At 71.2% G+C, this 17897-nt stretch carries 13 protein-coding genes and 1 pseudogene; 4 read left to right on the forward strand and 10 right to left on the reverse strand.

Annotated features, from left to right (window positions below; translation table 11 throughout):
- Window positions 1-167 precede the first annotated feature (167 nt).
- Both AC5WRT_RS00650 and AC5WRT_RS00655 read left to right on the forward strand, forming a co-directional pair.
- Window positions 168-1859 carry a sodium:solute symporter family protein gene (locus AC5WRT_RS00650; protein WP_496091614.1) on the forward strand — a complete coding sequence of 564 codons (1692 nt, stop codon included), beginning with the start codon at window positions 168-170 and terminating at the stop codon, window positions 1857-1859.
- Window positions 1860-1880: 21 nt separating this feature from the next.
- The gene (locus tag AC5WRT_RS00655; protein WP_496099827.1) at window positions 1881-2240 is read left to right on the forward strand and encodes a hypothetical protein; all 360 of its coding nucleotides are present in this window, start codon (window positions 1881-1883) and stop codon (window positions 2238-2240) included.
- A 111-nt stretch (window positions 2241-2351) separates the two neighbouring features.
- Here the strand turns inward: AC5WRT_RS00655 and AC5WRT_RS00660 are convergent, their stop codons facing one another.
- From AC5WRT_RS00660 to AC5WRT_RS00675, 4 genes are all read right to left on the reverse strand, one after another.
- A complete protein-coding gene (locus AC5WRT_RS00660) occupies window positions 2352-3035 on the reverse strand; it encodes a helix-turn-helix transcriptional regulator (protein WP_496091616.1) in 684 nt (227 codons plus the stop codon).
- Between the two features lie 232 nt (window positions 3036-3267).
- Window positions 3268-5004: an outer membrane protein assembly factor BamB family protein gene (locus tag AC5WRT_RS00665; protein ID WP_496091617.1), complete on the reverse strand. Its 1737-nt coding sequence runs from the start codon at window positions 5002-5004 to the stop codon at window positions 3268-3270.
- A gap of 82 nt (window positions 5005-5086) precedes the next feature.
- The gene (locus tag AC5WRT_RS00670; protein ID WP_496099828.1) at window positions 5087-6856 is read right to left on the reverse strand and encodes an outer membrane protein assembly factor BamB family protein; all 1770 of its coding nucleotides are present in this window, start codon (window positions 6854-6856) and stop codon (window positions 5087-5089) included.
- A 330-nt stretch (window positions 6857-7186) separates the two neighbouring features.
- The gene (locus tag AC5WRT_RS00675) at window positions 7187-8995 is read right to left on the reverse strand and encodes an ABC-F family ATP-binding cassette domain-containing protein (RefSeq protein WP_496091619.1); all 1809 of its coding nucleotides are present in this window, start codon (window positions 8993-8995) and stop codon (window positions 7187-7189) included.
- A gap of 156 nt (window positions 8996-9151) precedes the next feature.
- Here AC5WRT_RS00675 and AC5WRT_RS00680 point away from each other — a divergent pair.
- Window positions 9152-9743, forward strand: a pseudogene (locus AC5WRT_RS00680) (Uma2 family endonuclease).
- Window positions 9744-9748: 5 nt separating this feature from the next.
- Here the strand turns inward: AC5WRT_RS00680 and AC5WRT_RS00685 are convergent.
- From AC5WRT_RS00685 to rsmI, 6 genes are all read right to left on the reverse strand, one after another.
- On the reverse strand, window positions 9749-10642 hold the full coding sequence (locus tag AC5WRT_RS00685; RefSeq protein ID WP_496091620.1) for a 4-(cytidine 5'-diphospho)-2-C-methyl-D-erythritol kinase: 894 nt from the start codon (window positions 10640-10642) through the stop codon (window positions 9749-9751).
- Window positions 10639-11529: a 16S rRNA (adenine(1518)-N(6)/adenine(1519)-N(6))-dimethyltransferase RsmA gene (rsmA, locus tag AC5WRT_RS00690; RefSeq protein WP_496099829.1), complete on the reverse strand. Its 891-nt coding sequence runs from the start codon at window positions 11527-11529 to the stop codon at window positions 10639-10641. Before rsmA ends, AC5WRT_RS00685 begins: the two co-directional genes overlap by 4 nt.
- Window positions 11530-11697: 168 nt before the next feature.
- On the reverse strand, window positions 11698-13023 hold the full coding sequence (locus AC5WRT_RS00695; protein ID WP_496091994.1) for a resuscitation-promoting factor: 1326 nt from the start codon (window positions 13021-13023) through the stop codon (window positions 11698-11700).
- A 282-nt stretch (window positions 13024-13305) separates the two neighbouring features.
- On the reverse strand, window positions 13306-14250 hold the full coding sequence (locus AC5WRT_RS00700) for a TatD family hydrolase (protein WP_496091622.1): 945 nt from the start codon (window positions 14248-14250) through the stop codon (window positions 13306-13308).
- Window positions 14251-14296: 46 nt separating this feature from the next.
- Complete coding sequence (locus AC5WRT_RS00705; protein WP_496091623.1) at window positions 14297-14695, reverse strand: hypothetical protein; 399 nt, start codon at window positions 14693-14695, stop codon at window positions 14297-14299.
- A gap of 334 nt (window positions 14696-15029) precedes the next feature.
- Entirely contained in the window at window positions 15030-15878 is an 849-nt protein-coding gene (gene rsmI, locus AC5WRT_RS00710) for a 16S rRNA (cytidine(1402)-2'-O)-methyltransferase (protein WP_496091624.1), read from the reverse strand.
- 143 nt (window positions 15879-16021) lie between these two features.
- Here rsmI and AC5WRT_RS00715 point away from each other — a divergent pair, with 143 nt between their 5' ends.
- The gene (locus tag AC5WRT_RS00715) at window positions 16022-17770 is read left to right on the forward strand and encodes a dolichyl-phosphate-mannose--protein mannosyltransferase (protein ID WP_496099830.1); all 1749 of its coding nucleotides are present in this window, start codon (window positions 16022-16024) and stop codon (window positions 17768-17770) included.
- The last annotated feature ends 127 nt before the right edge of the window (window positions 17771-17897 follow it).

Below are 17897 nucleotides of genomic sequence, written 5' to 3' on the forward strand. Positions count from 1 at the left end.
TACGTCCCGCACCCAATCACTCAACACAACCAAACATAACAAACCACAACTCGACAACACCTTGGATCATCACAATCAAACAAAGGACACCAACAGAAGTGTTCAAACACTGAAGGCGGAGGCGTAGGTTCCGCTCTGGATCAGTTCGCGCAACGAAGCGAGTACCCATGCAAACCCCCACAGACAGCCCCGTGTCCCTGGCGGCGCAGCTACGGCTCCCCACCAACTGGCTGGACTACACCATCCTGGCGATCTACTTCGTCGTCGTGCTCGGCATCGGCTTCGCGGCCCGGCGCTCGGTCAGGACCAGCCTCGACTTCTTCCTCTCGGGACGCTCGCTGCCCGCCTGGATCACCGGCCTCGCCTTCATCTCGGCGAACCTGGCGGCCACCGAGATCCTGGGCATGGCCGCGAACAGCGCCCAGTACGGCGCGTACACCGTGCACTGGTACTGGGTCGGCGCCGTCCCGGCCATGGTCTTCCTGGGGCTGGTGATGATGCCCTTCTACTACGGCAGCAAGGTGCGCTCGGTACCGGAGTTCCTGCTGCTGCGCTTCGACCGTGCCGCCCACCTGCTCAGTTCGATCCTGTTCGCGTTCGCCGCCATCCTGATCGCGGGCGTCAACCTCTACGCCCTCGCGATCGTCGTCGAGGCCCTGCTCGGCTGGCCGCAGTGGGTCGCCATCGTCGTCGCCGGCGCCTTCGTCCTCGCGTACATCACCCTCGGCGGTCTGTCCTCGGCGATCTACAACGAGGTCCTGCAGTTCTTCGTGATCCTCGCCGCCCTGATCCCGATCACCGCCCTCGGCCTGAAGAAGGTCGGCGGCTGGGACGGCCTGACCCACAAGCTGACCGCGAGTCACGGGGCGAACTTCACCACCGCCTGGGGCGGCACCGGCATCGGTCACGTCAACCCGCTGGGCGCCAACTGGCTGACCATCGTCCTCGGCCTCGGCTTCGTCCTCTCCTTCGGCTACTGGACGACCAACTTCGCCGAGGTGCAGCGCGCCCTGTCCGCGAAGAACCTCTCCGCCGGCCGGCGCACCCCGCTGATCGCCGCCTACCCGAAGATCTTCATCGTCTTCCTGGTGATGATCCCGGGCCTGGTCGCCGCCGCGCTCATCCCGAAGTTCGGCACCGCCGGCTCCGGCTACCAGTACAACGACGCCATCCCGTTCCTGATGCAGGAGCTGCTGCCCAACGGCGTGCTCGGCATCGCGGTCACCGGCCTGCTCGCCGCCTTCATGGCCGGCATGGCGGCCAACGTGTCGTCCTTCAACACCGTGTTCACCAACGACATCTGGGCGAAGTACGTGGCGCGGGGCCGTGAGGACGCGTACTACGTCAGGTTCGGCCGCCTGATCACCGTGATCGGCGTCCTCGCCTCCATCGGCACGGCGTTCCTGGCGTCCTCGTTCTCGAACATCATGGCGTACCTGCAGACGCTGTTCTCCTTCTTCAACGTGCCGATGTTCGTCGTGTTCATCGTCGGCATGTTCTGGAAGCGCGCCTCCGCCAAGTCCGGCTTCTGGGGCCTGCTCGCGGGCACCGTGACCGCGATGATCAACTACTTCGTCCTCTACAAGAAGGGGATCATCGCCATCCCCTCCGACCAGGGCGCCAACTTCGTCTCCGCGATCGCGGGCTTCGTCGCCGGCGCGGTCGTGATGGTCGCGGTGTCCCTGTTCACCGAGCCCAAGCCGGCCCAGGAACTCCAGGGCCTGGTCTACGGCACCCGCTCCCCGGGCATGTCCGAGCCGGCCGCGCCCGGGGACGAGGCCTGGTACCGCAAGCCGGCCCTGCTGGGCTGGGGCGCGGTCGTACTGGCCGCCGTCTGCTACATCCCGTTCTCGTTCTGACGCGGGAGGATCGAGGAAACCATGAACGACAACGCGCACTCCGACCGCCCGCACGAGGGCTTCCACTACAGCGAGAACGACGTCCTGCGGGAGGTCACCGACCTGGAGGGCAAGTCCGCGACCGCGGCCCGCATCTTCGACCTGCGCCGCATCATCGGCGGCCTGTTCGTGCTGTACGGCGTCATCGTCACGATCACCGGCATCACCGATTCCAAGGCCGCCATCGACAAGGCCCAGGGCGTCGACATCAACCTCTGGACCGGGATCGGCATGCTCCTGCTGGGCATCTTCTTCCTGGTCTGGCTGAGGCTGCGGCCCACTCCTCCGCCGCTGCCCGAAAAGGGCCTGCCGGAGGAGGGGCAGGACGAGCAGACGCCGTAGTCCTCCGCGGGGCATGGGGGCTGGTCACGCACGCGTGGCGGAACCGCACGTCGACACGGCCCCGCGCCCCTCACGGGGCGCCCGTCAGCGCACCCGCAGCGGCGCCACCGCCTACTCGGAGCCGGAGCCCAGCGGCCCCGCCCGGTCCAGCAACCCCGTGCGCGCCGCCAGCGCCGCCGCCTCCAGGCGTGATCCCACCCCCAGCTTCATCAGCACCCGCTGGACGTGGGTGCGGGCCGTGCTCGGGGCGATGCCCATGCCCGCCGCGATCACCCGGGTGTCCTCGCCGTCGGCCACCCGGACCAGCACCTCCACCTCACGGGGCGTCAGCACCGCCAACAGCCGCTGCGCCTCGTCGTCGGGCTGCGCGGCGGGGTTGAGCAGGTCACCGAACGCGCCCTGCAGCAACTGCGGGGCGACCGCAGCCTCCCCCGCCCGGGCCTTCATGATCGCCCGCTCGACGCCCTCGATCCGCTCGTCGTGCCGTACGTACCCCGACGCGCCCGCAGCGAACGCCGCCGCGATCCCGCGCGGCGACGGCACCGGCCCGAGCACCAGCACCGCGACCTGCGGCCGCTCCCGCTTGATCTTCACCACCGGGTCGAAGACACCCGGCTCGGCCGGCACCGCCGTGCCCAGCAGGCACACCTCCGGCGCCCGCGCGATCACCAGGTCCGCCGCGCCCGCCGCCGGCGCCGCCGCGGCGAGCACCCGGTGCCCGCGCAGCTTGAGCGCGGACGCGAGCGCCTCCGCGAGCAGGCGATGGTCGTCGACGACCATGAGCCGCACTCCCATAGAGCAACCCCCCAGTCCCCCCCATGGATGCCCCACTATGGACGCCCACCGGTCCGCAAGGACAGAGGGCCCCCCGGCACCTCCGCCCTCCATATGCCCCCGGAAGCTACACGCTTGTTCGACGTCGCGCTGCCCCTCTCGATGAGAAGTGCCCCGGATCGATGAAATCCGGGGCACTTCTCGGCAAGTCACCCATTCGGGCGGGACCCGCGACGACGGGCCGGTGAAACGGTCAGCCTCTCGCGCCGAACACCAGCACCAGGTCCGCCTCGCCGATCGACGAGATTCCCTTGCGGCGGGCGAAGACCTGCGCCATGTACAGCCGGCCGTCGCGGAAGAGGAACTCGTTGCTGTCGGGCAGGAAGTTGCTCTCCGCCTCCCGCACGTTCGTGTCGGCGGGGTTCACCAGCAGCTTGGTCGCCTTGAAGCTGCCGCCGTCGATGCTGACGACCTGACCGCCGTCCTTGTACGTCGGCGGCTTGTAGGCGAGCAGATTGCTCCCGTCCATGCGCAACGGCACGAGCGTGGTGTCGTCTCCGGCGTCGGCCCGCTGGCCGGTCGGCTTCCCGGTGGTGAGGTCGAAGGCGACGATCGAGTTGGTCTGGCCCAGACCGGAGGAGCCGTCGTGCTCCGCGGTCGGCAGGTAGAGCCTGCCGTTCCCGACGACGATCCCGTGGCAGTCCTCGAAGCGGGTGATGCCCTCGCACCTGCCGCCGTAGGCGTCGGCCGGCGCGGAGATGTGGGCGAGCAGCTTCCCCGTCTTGTTGTCGATGGAGAAGTAGTCCGTGATCCGGCTGCTGTCGCCCGCGGCGGCGGCCACCACCAGCGGGTCGGTGGAGACGACGGAGGCCTCGTCGATGCCCTGGTCCATGCGGTACTCGGAGATCACCTTCCCCGTCTTCGGGTCGAGGGTCTGGATGAGCAGCCGCGCGTTGTCGGCGTCTCCGCAGTTGCGTACCGCGACCAGCTTGGCTCCTCCGCCGTAGCCCGCGTCGTAGCAGTCGTCGCCCGGCTTCGGCAGCCACAGCGGCTTGCCGGAGTCGATGTCGAAGGCGGCGCCGCCGCTGGTGTCGCCGACCGCGACGGTGCGCTGGCCGACCGTCACATTCTGGTAGCTGACCGGGAAGTCACCGGACTTGACCGTCTTCGTCCACAGCTTCCTGCCGGCGTCGAGATCGATCGCGGCGATCTGCGTGCACCCGGCGAAGTGGGTCTTCGTGTCCCACTTCGGCTGGTAGGTGATCGCGGTCCTGCCGTCCGACGTGGCCTGCTTGCTGGCCGCACAGACCGGGCCGGGCAGCTTGATCGTCCACAGCTTGGTGCCCTTGGCCGGGTCGTAGCCGACGATCTCGGCGACGCCGCTCTTCGCGTACACCTTGTCGGTCAGCCACGAGCCCACGGTGCTCACCACGTCGTCGGTGGTGGGCAGCGGCACCTTGAACAGCACCTTCGCCGCCGGGTCGGCCGGCACCTTCTCCTTGCCGCCGCCCGTGCCGCCGCTGCCGTTCTTGCCGCCGGTGCCGCCGCTGGAGGAGGCGGTGTCGTGCTTCTTGCCGCCGTCCCCGGAGGAGTTGGCGTACCAGAAGCCGCCGGCGACGATCAGGGCGATCGCCACGACGGCGGCGACGACGATGACGAGCGCGGTGGTGTTCCGCCCGCCGCCGCCCTGCCCCGGCTGTGGCTCCATCGGCACCGTCGGCGGCTGGCCCGGGTAGCCGTAACCGGGCTGTGCGTACGGGTTCTGCGGCTGGCCCCCGTAGCCGGCGGCGGGCTGCCGGCCGTAGGCCGGGGTCTGGCCGTACGGGTTCTGCTGCGGGCCGGGGTAGCCGTAACCGGGCTGTGGCGGCTGGGGGTAGCCGTAACCGGGCGGCGGCTGAGGGGGCTGCTGAGTGGGCTGGTTCGGGTTCGAGGGGCCGTAGCCGGGCGGCTGCGGGGGCTGGTTCGGCGGCGGAGGGGGCGGCTGGGTCATGGCGCGGGTACCTCGGTGAGGCTCGGAAAGCCTGACGGGGACGGGGACTTGGTACGGACGGGGAGGACGCCGGGGCGGCGGCTCAGTTGCCGAAGGCCATGATCAGCTTCTCCTTCGCCTGGTCGTTGCCGGACAGCCGGCCGGAGGAGATGAAGAACCGACCGTCGGCCCAGTCCACGACGCTGTCGTAGAAGGTGTCCTCGATCTCGGCGGTGCCCTGCGGGTTCTGCAGCAGCTTGGTGATGCCGTGGGAGGAGCCGGTGACCGGGACCGACACCACCTGGCCGCCGGCATCGAACGACGGCTGCACATAGGCGACGAGCTTGCCGCCCTCGACCTTCACCGGGTACATCGGCTCGTCCGCCGGGGACTTCACCCGCCACTCGGCCTTGCCGTCGGTCAGGCTGACGGCGACGATCTCGTTGGCGCTGCTGGTGGTGTTCGTCGGCAGGTACAGCGTGTCGGCGTCCGCGGCCACACCCTGGCAGCCCTGCAGATCGCGCTCCAGGATCGCCCAGCCGCAGCGCGGGCCGAACTTCTCGTCGACCTTCACCTCCGAGCGGAACTTGCCGTCCTTGGTGAACGTGGAGATGTTCCAGGCCTTCTTGTCCTGGTTGGTCAGATAGACCACCAGCGGGTCCACGGAGAACGTCCGGGTGACCTGCCAGCCCTTCTTGACCGGCTGGGACCAGCGCACCCTGCCGGTGGCCGGGTCCAGTTCCTGGATCTCGTCGTGCTCGTTGCTGCCGCCGGCACCGCAGGAGGACACCTGGATCAGCCGGTCGTCCCCGCCCGCGTACGCGGCCGGGAAGCAGGCGGCGCCGTACTTCGTCTTGTCGTACAGCTTCTTGCCGCTGTCGATGTCGTACGCCGTGCCCGACTCCGAACGCCCCACCATCAGGGTCCTGCCACTCACGGTCAGTTCGACGTTGAGCGCGCTGTCGAACAGCCCGCCGTCGGCGACCTTGGCGCTCCAGCCCTTCTGCCCGGTGCCCAGGTCGATCTGCTGCAGCTGGTTGCACTTGGCGTGGTCGTCCGCGCCGCTCATGTACGCCACGACGACCTTGTCGTCCGCCGACTTCTGCGGGGTGACCGCGCAGATCTTCTGCGGGAAGGAGATCGGGCTCCAGGCGGGCCTGCCGTCGCCGACCCCGTAGGCGAAGACCTGCTTGTACGCCGCCTTCACCACCGCCTTGCCGGAGACCCACATGCCGGGCGCGTCGGCGCCGCCGCCGGGCGCGTCCGGGGCCGGCTTGTACCAGAGCACCTTCGCCTCACCGGCCTTGCGGCCCGCGTTGAGGTTCTCCGGGTCGTCGCCACCCCCGCTCGACGGGCTCGGCGAGCCGGAGGAGAAGTGCTTGGAGTCGTCGCTCTGCTGTGCGACCGGCTTCTTCTTGCCGCCGCCGTCACCACCGCTCGTGACCGCGTACACCGTGCCGCCGATGACGAGCAGTGCGGCCGCCGCGCCACCGATCATCAGCGCGGTCCTCTTCCTGCCGGGCGCGGGGGCCGGGGCGGGCGCGCCGGGGTACGGCGGTTGCTGCGGATGACCGAAACCGGGCTGGGGCGCGGCCCCGTAGGGGCCCGGCAGCTGCGGATGGCCGTAGGGACCCGGGGCGCCGTACGGGCCCGGCTGCTGGGGGTGGCCGTAACCGGGCTGGGGTGACGGCGGGGCGGTGGGCGGCTGCGGGGGCGCGGCAGGGACGCCCGGGGGGTTCTGCGGGACGCTCGGGGGGCCGAAGCCGCCCTGGGCCGAAGGCGGCTGGGGCGCTCCGAATCCGCCACCCTGCGGTGGCTGCTCCTGCGGCGCTCCGAATCCGCCCTGCGGCGGCTGATTGGGCGGCTGCGTCATCAGCGCTCTTCCCCCTCGTTCACTGATTTTTAGCCACGCCCTGAGGTTCTTGACGGACCCTGGGTCGTTACTCAGACAGTTCTCAGACGGCTCTTTCTATCACCCGGTACCGACAGCGCACGGGCCCGGATGCGCCGCTGTTCCCAAGGGACGACCGGCCCGTGATGCCACCGTTACGCGCCTTCACGCCCCCCCTCACGCGGCGCGTGCAACCGCCCCGCGCGCCGGGGAGGTTCGACGGCGGGACGAGAGCGGGGCGGCGAACAGGACGCGCGCGGTGGCCTGTTCGCGTCGGGCGGCCGGGCGTCTTGCCGCCGGGACGCGCGCCGACTACGCGTCCTCCGCCAACTCCAGCCAGCGCATCTCCAGTTCCTCGCGTTCACCGGTGAGGTCGCGCAGCTGGGCGTCCAGGTCGGCGACCTTCGCGAAGTCGGTGGCGTTCTCGGCGATCTGCGCGTGCAGCCTGGACTCCTTCTCGGAAATCTTGTCCAACTGGCGCTCGATCTTCTGGAGTTCCTTCTTCGCGGCACGCTGGTCGGCGGCGCTCCTCTCCGTGGTGGCCGGCTTGGGCGCCGCGGCGGCGGTCTGCGCCGCGACCGCCTCCTCCATGCGCTGCCGGCGCTCCAGGTACTCGTCGATGCCGCGCGGCAGCATCCGCAGGGTGCCGTCGCCGAGGAGCGCGAGGACCCGGTCCGTGGTGCGCTCGACGAAGAACCGGTCGTGGGAGATGACGATCATCGATCCGGGCCAGCCGTCGAGCACGTCCTCGAGCTGGGTGAGGGTCTCGATGTCGAGGTCGTTGGTGGGCTCGTCCAGGAAGAGCACGTTGGGCTCGCCCATCAGCAGGCGCAGCAGTTGCAGCCGCCGCCGCTCACCGCCCGACAGGTCGCCGACCGGCGTCCACTGTTTCTCCTTGTTGAAGCCGAACGTCTCGCACAGCTGCCCGGCGGTCATCTCGCGCCCCTTGCCGAGGTCGACGCGCTCGCGGACCCGCTGCACGGCCTCCAGCACCCGCCAGGCGGGGTCGAGTTCGCTGACCTCCTGGGAGAGGTGGGCGAGCTTGACCGTCCTGCCGACGGCGATGCGGCCGCCGGCCGGCTGCTCCTCGCCCTCGGAGTACGCGGCCGCGGCCATGGCGCGCAGCAGCGAGGTCTTGCCGGCGCCGTTCACGCCGACGAGACCGATCCGGTCGCCGGGGCCGAGCTGCCAGGTGACGTGCTTGAGCAGCACCTTCGGCCCGGCCTGCACGGTGACGTCGTCGAGGTCGAAGACGGTCTTGCCGAGCCGGGAGGAGGCGAACTTCATCAGCTCGCTGCTGTCCCGGGGCGGCGGCACGTCCGCGATCAGCTCGTTGGCGGCCTCGACCCGGAAGCGCGGCTTGGACGTGCGCGCGGGTGCGCCGCGCCGCAGCCAGGCCAGCTCCTTGCGGATCAGGTTCTGCCGCTTGGCCTCCTCGGTGGCGGCGATCCGCTCGCGCTCGGCACGGGCGAAGACGTAGTCGGAGTAGCCGCCCTCGTACTCGTACACGTCACCGCGCTGCACGTCCCACATGCGGGTGCAGACCTGGTCGAGGAACCACCGGTCGTGCGTCACGCACACGAGCGCCGAGCGCCGGTTTCGCAGGTGCCCGGCGAGCCAGGCGATGCCCTCGACGTCGAGGTGGTTGGTGGGCTCGTCGAGGACGATCAGGTCCTGTTCGTCGATGAGCAGCTTGGCGAGGGCGATACGGCGTCGCTCGCCGCCGGAGAGCGGACCGATGACGGTGTCGAGCCCCTTCGGGAAGCCCGGCAGGTCCAGCCCCCCGAACAGACCGGTCAGCACGTCCCTGACCTTGGCGTTGCCGGCCCACTCGTGGTCGGCCATGTCGCCGATCACCTCGTGCCGGACGGTGGCTGCCGGGTCGAGGGAGTCGTGCTGGGTGAGCACGCCGAGCCGCAGACCGCCCAAGTGCGTGACCCGCCCGGTGTCCGCCTCCTCCAGCTTGGCGAGCATCCGGATGAGGGTGGTCTTGCCGTCACCGTTGCGCCCGACGACCCCGATACGGTCCCCTTCGGACACGCCGAGCGAGACGCCGTCCAGCAGGGCACGGGTGCCGTACACCTTGCTGACGTTCTCGACATTGACGAGGTTGACGGCCATTTCACTCCTGTGTGCGGGGATCGGTCAGCCTTCTAGCCTAGGCCCTCGGGGACGGGGTCGGGGCGCGAGAGGATTGTCACTCTTCGTGATGACGTGATCGGGAACGGGCCGCACCCGTGCAGGGCGGGCAGCAGGATCCCGTCCATGGGAGGAACCATGACCGCCGAGTCCGTGAGGCACCGCGTCCAATGGCCGGTGCCGCCGCAGGACGGCTACACCGTGGACGACCTGTTCACGCTGCCGGATCTCCGCCGCACACCGAGCCGATCGACGGGAGCCTGGTTTTTCGCGGGTCCGCAGCGCTATTTCCACTTCGCCGCGATCGACCTGCTGGTCGGCGGCTTGCGCTGCACGGTGCCGTCCGGCCTCGAGGTGGCGCGCGGGATGACGGTGGTGCTGGATCGGCGTAACGCCCAGAACCGGACATCTCCGTGGTCCGTGCAGAAGCCCTCACCGACCGACGGCAGACCCACTTCAAGGCGGCAGATGTTCTGCTCGCCGTCGAAGTGGTCTCGCCGGACTCCGAGGCCCGCGACCGTGACTACGAGCCGCACAAGTACGCCGCGGCGGGCATCCCGCATTACTGGCCGGTCGACTGGCGGGCCAGGACGACCACCCGGTGGTCCAGGTCCACGAACGCGGTGAGGCCACCGGCACCTGCGCACCGACCGGCATCGATCACGACCACGTCAAGGTCAGCGTCCCGTACGACATCGACATCGACCTGACCACCATCGACAAGCTCTGATCCCGTCAGACCACCGTCGCCCCAGCCGCTGGGCCGGAGGCCACCCGCACCGAAGCGCACGTCCCCGACGCCCGCAGCGCCGCCGCCACCTTCTCCGCCGACTCGGCATCGCGTGTGAGGAACGCCGTCGTAGGCCCGGAACCGGAGACCAGCGCCGCCAGCGCACCTGCCCCCCGCCCCGCGTCCAGCGTGTCCGCCAACTCAGGGAACAGGGACAGTGCCGCAGGCTGAAGATCATTGGACACGGCCTCGGCCAGCGCCTCCGCGTCCCCCTTCGCCAGCGCCTGCAGCAGCTCCGCCGAAGCCACCGGCTCCGGGATCTGCCACCCCCGAGTCAGCCGGTCGAACTCGCGGAAGACCGCCGGCGTGGACAGCCCCCGACCGGCCATCGCGAACACCCAGTGGAAGGTGCCGCCGACCTCCAGGGCGGTCAGCAGCTCCCCCCGGCCGGTGCCGAGAGCGGCCCCGCCGACCAGACTGAACGGCACGTCGCTGCCCAGGTCGGCGCAGATCGCGAGAAGCTCGGCCCGCGACGCCGCCGTACCCCACAGCCGGTCACAGGCGAGCAGCGCGCCCGCGCCGTCCGCGCTGCCGCCCGCCATACCGCCGGCGACGGGGATGTCCTTGGCGATGTGGATGTGGACGTCCGGCTCGATGCCCCGGCGCCCGGCGAGCGCGAGCGCCGCGCGCGCGGCGAGGTTGGTGCGGTCCAGCGGCACCCGGTCGGCGTCCGGGCCCTCGCAGGTGATCCGGAGTTCGTCCGCGGGAGTCACCGTCACCTCGTCGTAGAGGCCGACGGCGAGGAAGACGTTCGCGAGATCGTGGAACCCGTCGGGGCGGGCGGCGCCGACCGCGAGCTGCACGTTGACCTTGGCCGGCACCCGTACCGTGACGCTCACTCGGCGTGCTCCTCGTGGTCGGTGACCGTGTCCTTGTGCTCGGCGATCCGCGCGAACTCCTCCACCGTCAGCGACTCGCCCCGCGCCTGCGGTGAGACACCGGCGGCAAGCAGGGCGGCCTCGGCTGCGGCGGCGGATCCGGCCCAGCCGGCGAGCGCCGCCCGCAGGGTCTTGCGGCGCTGCGCGAACGCCGCGTCGATCACCGCGAAGACCTCCTCCTTGGAGGCCGTGGTCTTGACCGGTTCCGCCCGCCGCACCAGCGACACCAGCCCGCTGTCCACGTTCGGCGCGGGCCAGAAGACGTTGCGGCCGATGGCGCCGGCCCGCTTCACCTCGGCGTACCAGTTGGCCTTCACCGAGGGGACGCCGTACACCTTGTTGCCGGGGGCGGCGGCGAGCCGGTCGGCGACCTCGGACTGCACCATGACCAGGGTCCGCTCGATGCTCGGGAAGGTGTCGAGCATGTGCAGCAGCACGGGTACGGCGACGTTGTAGGGAAGGTTCGCCACCAGGGCGGTCGGCGGGGGGCCGGGCAGTGCGGTGACGTGCATAGCGTCGGAGTGCACCAGCGCGAACCGGTCGGCGCGCGCCGGCATGCGCGCCCCGACGGTCGCGGGCAGGGCCCCTGCGAGCACGTCGTCGATCTCCACGGCGGTCACCCGGTCGGCGACCTCCAGCAGGGCGAGCGTGAGGGAGCCGAGCCCCGGGCCGACCTCGACGACCACGTCCTCGGGGCGGACCTCGGCGGTGCGCACGATACGGCGGACCGTGTTGGCGTCGATCACGAAGTTCTGGCCGCGCTGCTTGGTGGGACGGACACCGAGCGCTGCCGCGAGCTCACGGATGTCGGCCGGTCCGAGAAGGGCGTCGGGGGTGGGGCTGCTCACGGGACAAGAGTACGGGGAGGTGATGGGCCGGCGGTCCCCGGAGCGCACCGCGGGACGCGGGGCCGTGCCGGCATACGGCTCCGCCGCGACGGGGCCCTGATGCGAGCGAGGCCGAGAACTCGGGGAGCGACCGGCCACGACGCACCCGCCCACGGCCGGCGAGCCCGGCTACCCGTGCAACCGCGTCCCGCAGTGCGGCCAGGGTGTCGTCCCCCGCCGGATGTAGAGCTTCTTCGCGCGGAAGGTCTGTTCCGCCGCCGGGGCGTCCTGGGGGCGGCCGCTGCCGCCGAGGCTGTGCCAGGTACGGGTGTCGAACTGGTAGAGCCCGCCGTACGTCCCCGAGGCGTCGACCGCGTGCGGCCGACCGCCGGACTCACAGGTCGCGAGACGGTGCCAGTTCAGGTCCTCCGTGCCGGCCACGGTCCTCGGCAGCGCCTTGGTGCCCACCTTCACGATCTGCTTGCGCGGCCCGCGCACCACCTCGGAGGTCTCCCGGCGCACCTTGTCCCTCACCCCGTTGACGATCCGCAGGAGGTAGGTGTCGCGCCGCAGCCCCACCTGTCCGGCCTGCACGACGACCTCGGAGCCCCGGGACAGGGTGGGGTCCTTGACCCGCTCGACCTCGAACGGGATCTCCTCCTCGCGGACCTCCCGGGTGCCGCTGATCCGCAGGACGGTCACCGTCTGCCCGTCGCGCGGGAAGCTGTCGGGCGGGACGGAAGTGGTGTCCTGACCGCGCAGGCCGATCCCCGCCTCCTCGACGGCCCGGCGGACGGTGGCGGCGTTGGTGCGGATGGTCCGGGTGCGGCCGTCGGCCATGATCGTGACGGCCCGTTCGGTACGTACGTCGAGCGCCAGCCCGGTGCGTCCGATGGGCTGGCTGCGTGAGGCGGACAGGTATGCGCCCTCCGCGCGCACCCCCAGCTCGTCCAGCGCCCCCTTGACCGTGCGCGCCGTCGTCCACACCTCGCGCCGCCGGCCGTCGAGAGTGAGCCGTACCGGGCGTCCGTAGCGCACGGCGACCGCGTCACCGCCGGCGAGGGCCGTGTCGGGGGCGGGCGCGACCATGTCGTGCGCTCCCACGCGCACGCCCTCCTCGGCGAGCAGCTCGCGCACGTCGCCGGCGAAGGTGTGCAGGGTGCGCTGATGGCCGTCGACGGTCAGCTCGACCGCCTTGTCCTGGGCGACGAAAGCGGTGGTGCCACCGGCGAGGAAGGCCACGACCAGCGCCTGCGGCAGCAGCCGCCGCACGGCGGACTCCGGACGTTCGATGCCACGGGCCCTGCGTCGGCGTGCGCCCCGCCCGCTCACCTCGGCGGCCGGTTCGCGCTCGTCGGCCTCCTCCGGGTCCGGGGCGGCCGCGGCGCGCGTCACGCCCACCCCCCGCCGGGGCCGGGCAGGCTCCTGGACGAGGTAGGCCTGCGCCTCGTACGCCGGCCGATAGGTGTCCGGGTACAGCCCGGCCGTAAGGGTCTCGGCGGTGTGCAGACAGATGCCGGGGCCGGACCGCTCGTGCGGCTCAGGGGGCCCGGGCGGCTGGTGGGACGGCGCACCGGCCTGCCGGTGCCGCTGCTGAGGCTCATCGGTCCCGAACGTCTCGTGATGCGACTTTCTCACGCCGACACGCTCCAGAGGTGCCAGAGGGGTCCGGAGAGGTCCGGATCGGGCCCACAGAACCTAGCGGAGCGGTCGTCACTCTCCAAAGCGACTCGACCACGCACTGTCGCGCATCGAGCATATGGCCCACTCTCGAACGAATGCGCGGCCGGTAGGAGCTCAGTAGCCGAAGGCGCGGGCCGTGTTGGCGGCCAGGGCCGTGGCCAGCGCGTCCTCGTCGATGCCTCGCACGGCGGCCATCGCCCGGACCGTGACCGGGACGAGGTACGGCGCGTTGGGCCGGCCGCGGTACGGCGCCGGCGTGAGGAAGGGCGCGTCGGTCTCCACGAGGACCAGCTCCAGCGGGGCGACGGCGAGGGCGTCCCGCAGGTTCTGGGCGTTCTTGAAGGTGACGTTGCCCGCGAAGGACATGTAGTAGCCCTCGCGGGCGCAGATCTCCGCCATCTCGGCGTCGCCCGAGTAGCAGTGGAAGACGGTGCGCTCGGGGGCGCCCTCCTCCTTCAGCACGCGCAGGACCTCCGCGTGCGCCTCCCGGTCGTGGATGACGAGGGCCTTGCCGTGCCGCTTGGCGATCTCGATGTGGGCGCGGAAGGACCTCTCCTGGGCCACCCTGCCCTGCGGGCCGGTGCGGAAGTGGTCCAGGCCGGTCTCGCCGACGCCCTTCACCTGGGGCAGGGCGGCCAGCCGGTCGATCTCGGCGAGGGCCTCGTCCAGCGCGGCGTCACCGCCCGCCTCGCGGGCGCCGTGCCGGGACCGTCCCGCCCGTCGCCCACCACCCTTGTCGGAGTCGCCGTGCGACGCAGCTTCGACGGGGTCGCCGTGCACGATGCGCGGGGCCTCGTTCGGGTGCAGCGCGACGGCGGCGTGGACGCTGTCGTGGGCGGCGGCGATCTCGGCGGCCCACCGCGAGCCCTTGATGTCGCAGCCGACCTGGACGACGGTCGTCACCCCCACCGACGCGGCCTTCGCGAGGCCCTCCTCGACGGTGCCGGACTGCATGTCGAGGTGGGTGTGCGAGTCGGCGACCGGAACCCGCAGCGGCGCCGGAAGCGGCGGTGCGGCGTTCTTGTCACCCTTGGCGGTCCGGCCGGCGTTCGAAGGCATGCCTCATCCTACGAAAGAGGCACACCCGCCCTGTCCGACGATCCGCTCAGCCGACCTTGCGGTGGAAGGAGCGGAGGAGGTCCGACAGATGCCAGTGGCGCGTCTCCTCGGGCCGCGCGGGCATCTGCGGCGCCTCGACCGGGCCCGCCTGCGGCACGGTGTGGTGCGGGTCGGCGCCGCGCACCGAGGAGACCTGCCCCGCCCGCATGATCCGCACGTCATGACCGTCGCAGTTGTGGCAGCGCGGCCGGCTCAGCGGCGACGGCACGAGCCGGCCGTCGGCCACGTAGAGCACGAACTCCTGCCCTTCGCCGTCCTTGTGGTGCTCTATCTCGTACGACTGCTCCCAGCCGTACCCGCATCGCATGCAGGCGAACGCATAGGACTCGTGAACGACGGCGGTGGGCGTGCCACGGAGGCCGGTCTGCCCTGCGATCTCGCTCATGCCAGCTCCTCTTGTCCGCTGGACAGACACCCCGCGACAGGGCGTCTCTTCAACCAGTGGACGCCTTCGCCGACGCGAATGCACCAGGGCTGTCGAGTGTTGGAGGCGATTTGAGGCTTCCTTGCAGAAAGGGCCCCGATCGGCGGCGTTTCCCTTTGCCCTCGGCGACAGCCCTTTGCCGTCCCATGGCCCGTTCGCTCAGCCGAGAACGTCCCTGCTCAGCAGGGGCGTGCGCAGCGTCGCGCGCGACCCGCCCGAGCTGCGCGCAAGGCCCCCGCACGCCCCCGGTCGCCGCTCCCCGCCCGCCCTGAGTCCTCAGGGGAGCGAACGCCCGTCACTCGCCCGAACGCTTCGCAGCAACCACCGCATCGAAAACGACCCGCTTGGGCACCCCCGCCTCGACCGCCACCGCGGCGATCGCCTCCTTGCGCCGCTCCCCCGCCTCCTCACGCACGCGTACCCGGCGTACCAGCTCCTCCGCGTCCAGTTCCTCGGGGCCACGCTCCGGCGCTCCCTCGACCACCACGGTGATCTCCCCGCGGACCCCCTCCGCGGCCCACCGCGCCAGCTCGGCCAGCGGACCGCGCCGCACCTCCTCGTACGTCTTGGTCAGCTCGCGGCACACGGCGGCCCGCCGGTCCGCGCCGAAGACCTCGGCCATCGCGGCGAGGGTGTCGTCGAGCCGGTGCGGGGCCTCGAAGTAGACGAGGGTGCGCCGCTCGGTCCCGACCTCCCGCAGCCGGGAGAGCCGCTCACCGGCCTTGCGCGGCAGGAAGCCCTCGAAGCAGAACCGGTCGACGGGCAGCCCGGACAGGGCGAGGGCGGTGAGCACGGCGGACGGCCCCGGTACGGCGGTGACCCGGATGTCCTGTTCCACCGCGGCCGCGACGAGCCGGTAGCCCGGATCGGAGACGGACGGCATCCCGGCGTCGGTCACCAGGAGCACGCGCGCGCCGCCGAGCAGCTCCTCCACCAGCTCCGGGGTGCGCGCCGATTCGTTGCCCTCGAAGTACGACACCACGCGGCCCTGGGGAGTGACGCCGAGGGCCTGGGTGAGCCGACGCAGCCGCCGGGTGTCCTCGGCGGCGACCACGTCGGCGCCGGCCAGCTCCTCGGCCAACCGGGGCGGCGCGTCCGCGATGTCGCCGATGGGGGTACCTGCCAGGACAAGGGTTCCAGTCACGCCCCCATCCTCCCAGGAGCCACTGGCAGCCCGGCCGGCGGCGACGGGCGGGCGGTCCGTACCGGGTCCGCAGACCGACCGTATTGCGACCGCTACGCCACATGCACGCGACTCGCACAGAACGGTTCCCTACCATGGCGCGGGTGACCAGTACCGCGTCCTCCATGGACCTCCGGCAGGGCCAGGCGCCGCACGACCAGCGGCCGCCGTGGCAGCAGCGGCTGCGCCGATTCGGGTACGTACCGGCGAAGGACGCGCCCTCGGGCGACGTACGCGACCGGCTGGTGCCGCCGTACGCGCGGCCCGCACCCCGGCTGTGGCAGGTGCTCGGCGTGCCGCCGGTCCTGGCCGAGCGGATCACGCGCTGGTCGGGCTGGGGCGGTCCGCTGCTGGTGACGCTGATGGCGGGCCTGATGCGGTTCTGGAACCTGGGCAGCCCACGCGCGGTGATATTCGACGAGACGTACTACGCCAAGGACGCGTGGGCGCTCGTCCACCGCGGTTTCGAGGTCAACTGGGACAAGAACGCCAACGACCTGGTCCTGCGGACGCACGGACACCTCCCGATCCCGACGGACGCGTCGTACGTCGTGCACCCGCCGGTCGGCAAGTACGTCATCGGGCTCGGCGAACTGGTCTTCGGGTTCGACCCGTTCGGCTGGCGGTTCATGACGGCGCTGCTGGGGACGCTGAGCGTGCTGCTGCTGTGCCGGATCGGGCGCCGGATGTTCCGTTCGACGTTCCTCGGCTGCCTGGCGGGCGCGCTGATGGCGGTGGACGGCCTGCACTTCGTGATGAGCCGCACCTCGCTGCTCGACGGCGTGCTGATGTTCTTCGTCGTGGCGGCGTTCGGCTGTCTGGTCATCGACCGGGACCGGTCGCGGGAGCGGCTGGCCGCCGCGCTGCCGGCCGACCGCGACGGTCGGGTCCGCCCGGACGCGCGCGTGGCCGACACGTTCCGTTTCGGACTGCGGCCCTGGCGCTGGGCGGCGGGGTTGATGCTGGGCCTGGCCATCGGCACCAAGTGGAACGGCCTGTACATCCTGGTCGCGTTCTGCCTGATGGCGGTGCTGTGGGACGTCGGCGCCCGGAGGACGGCCGGCGCCATGCACCCGTACGCGGCGGCCCTGAAGTACGACACGGGGATCGCCTTCGTGGCGACGATCCCGGTGGCGATCGCCGTCTATCTGCTCTCCTGGCTCGGCTGGATCCTCTCGCCGACCAACGGCACCGGCGGCTACTTCCGCAACTGGGCGGCCACCGACGGCAGGGGCGGCAGCTGGACCTTCCTGCCGGACTGGCTGCGCAGCCTGTGGCACTACGAGCACGAGGTGTACGACTTCCACATCGGCCTGACCTCCCCGCACACCTACCAGTCCAACCCGTGGAGCTGGATCGTGCTGGGCCGCCCGGTGTCGTACTTCTACGAGTCCCCGAACCCCGGCGCCGACGGCTGCCCGGTGAACGCGGGCGAGAAGTGCGCCCGTGAGGTGCTGGCGATCGGCACACCCCTGCTGTGGTGGGCGGCCTGCTTCGCGATCCTGTACGTGCTGTGGCGGTGGGCGTTCCGCCGCGACTGGCGCGCCGGCGCCATCGCCTGCGGCATCGCGGCGGGCTACCTGCCGTGGTTCCTGTACCAGGAGCGGACGATCTTCCTGTTCTACGCCGTCGTCTTCCTGCCGTTCCTGTGCCTGGCGGTGGCGATGATGATCGGCGCGATCATCGGCCCACCGGGCTCCTCCGACACCCGCCGGGTGATCGGCGCGACGGCGGCCGGCGTCCTGGTGCTGCTCATCGCCTGGAACTTCATCTACTTCTGGCCCCTGTACACCGGCACCGCGATCCCGATCGACTCGTGGCGGTCGCGGATGTGGCTGGACACGTGGGTCTAGCTGGACACACACGTCAGGGCGGCTCGGCGGGATGCCGGGCCGTCCTGGTCGTTGTTGGGTGTCCGAGGTCGTCATCGGCCGGCGTCGGACGGCCCGTAGACGGCCCAGCCAGCGCGGTCGGCAGATT

Source organism: Streptomyces sp. NTD91, assembly GCF_059510455.1.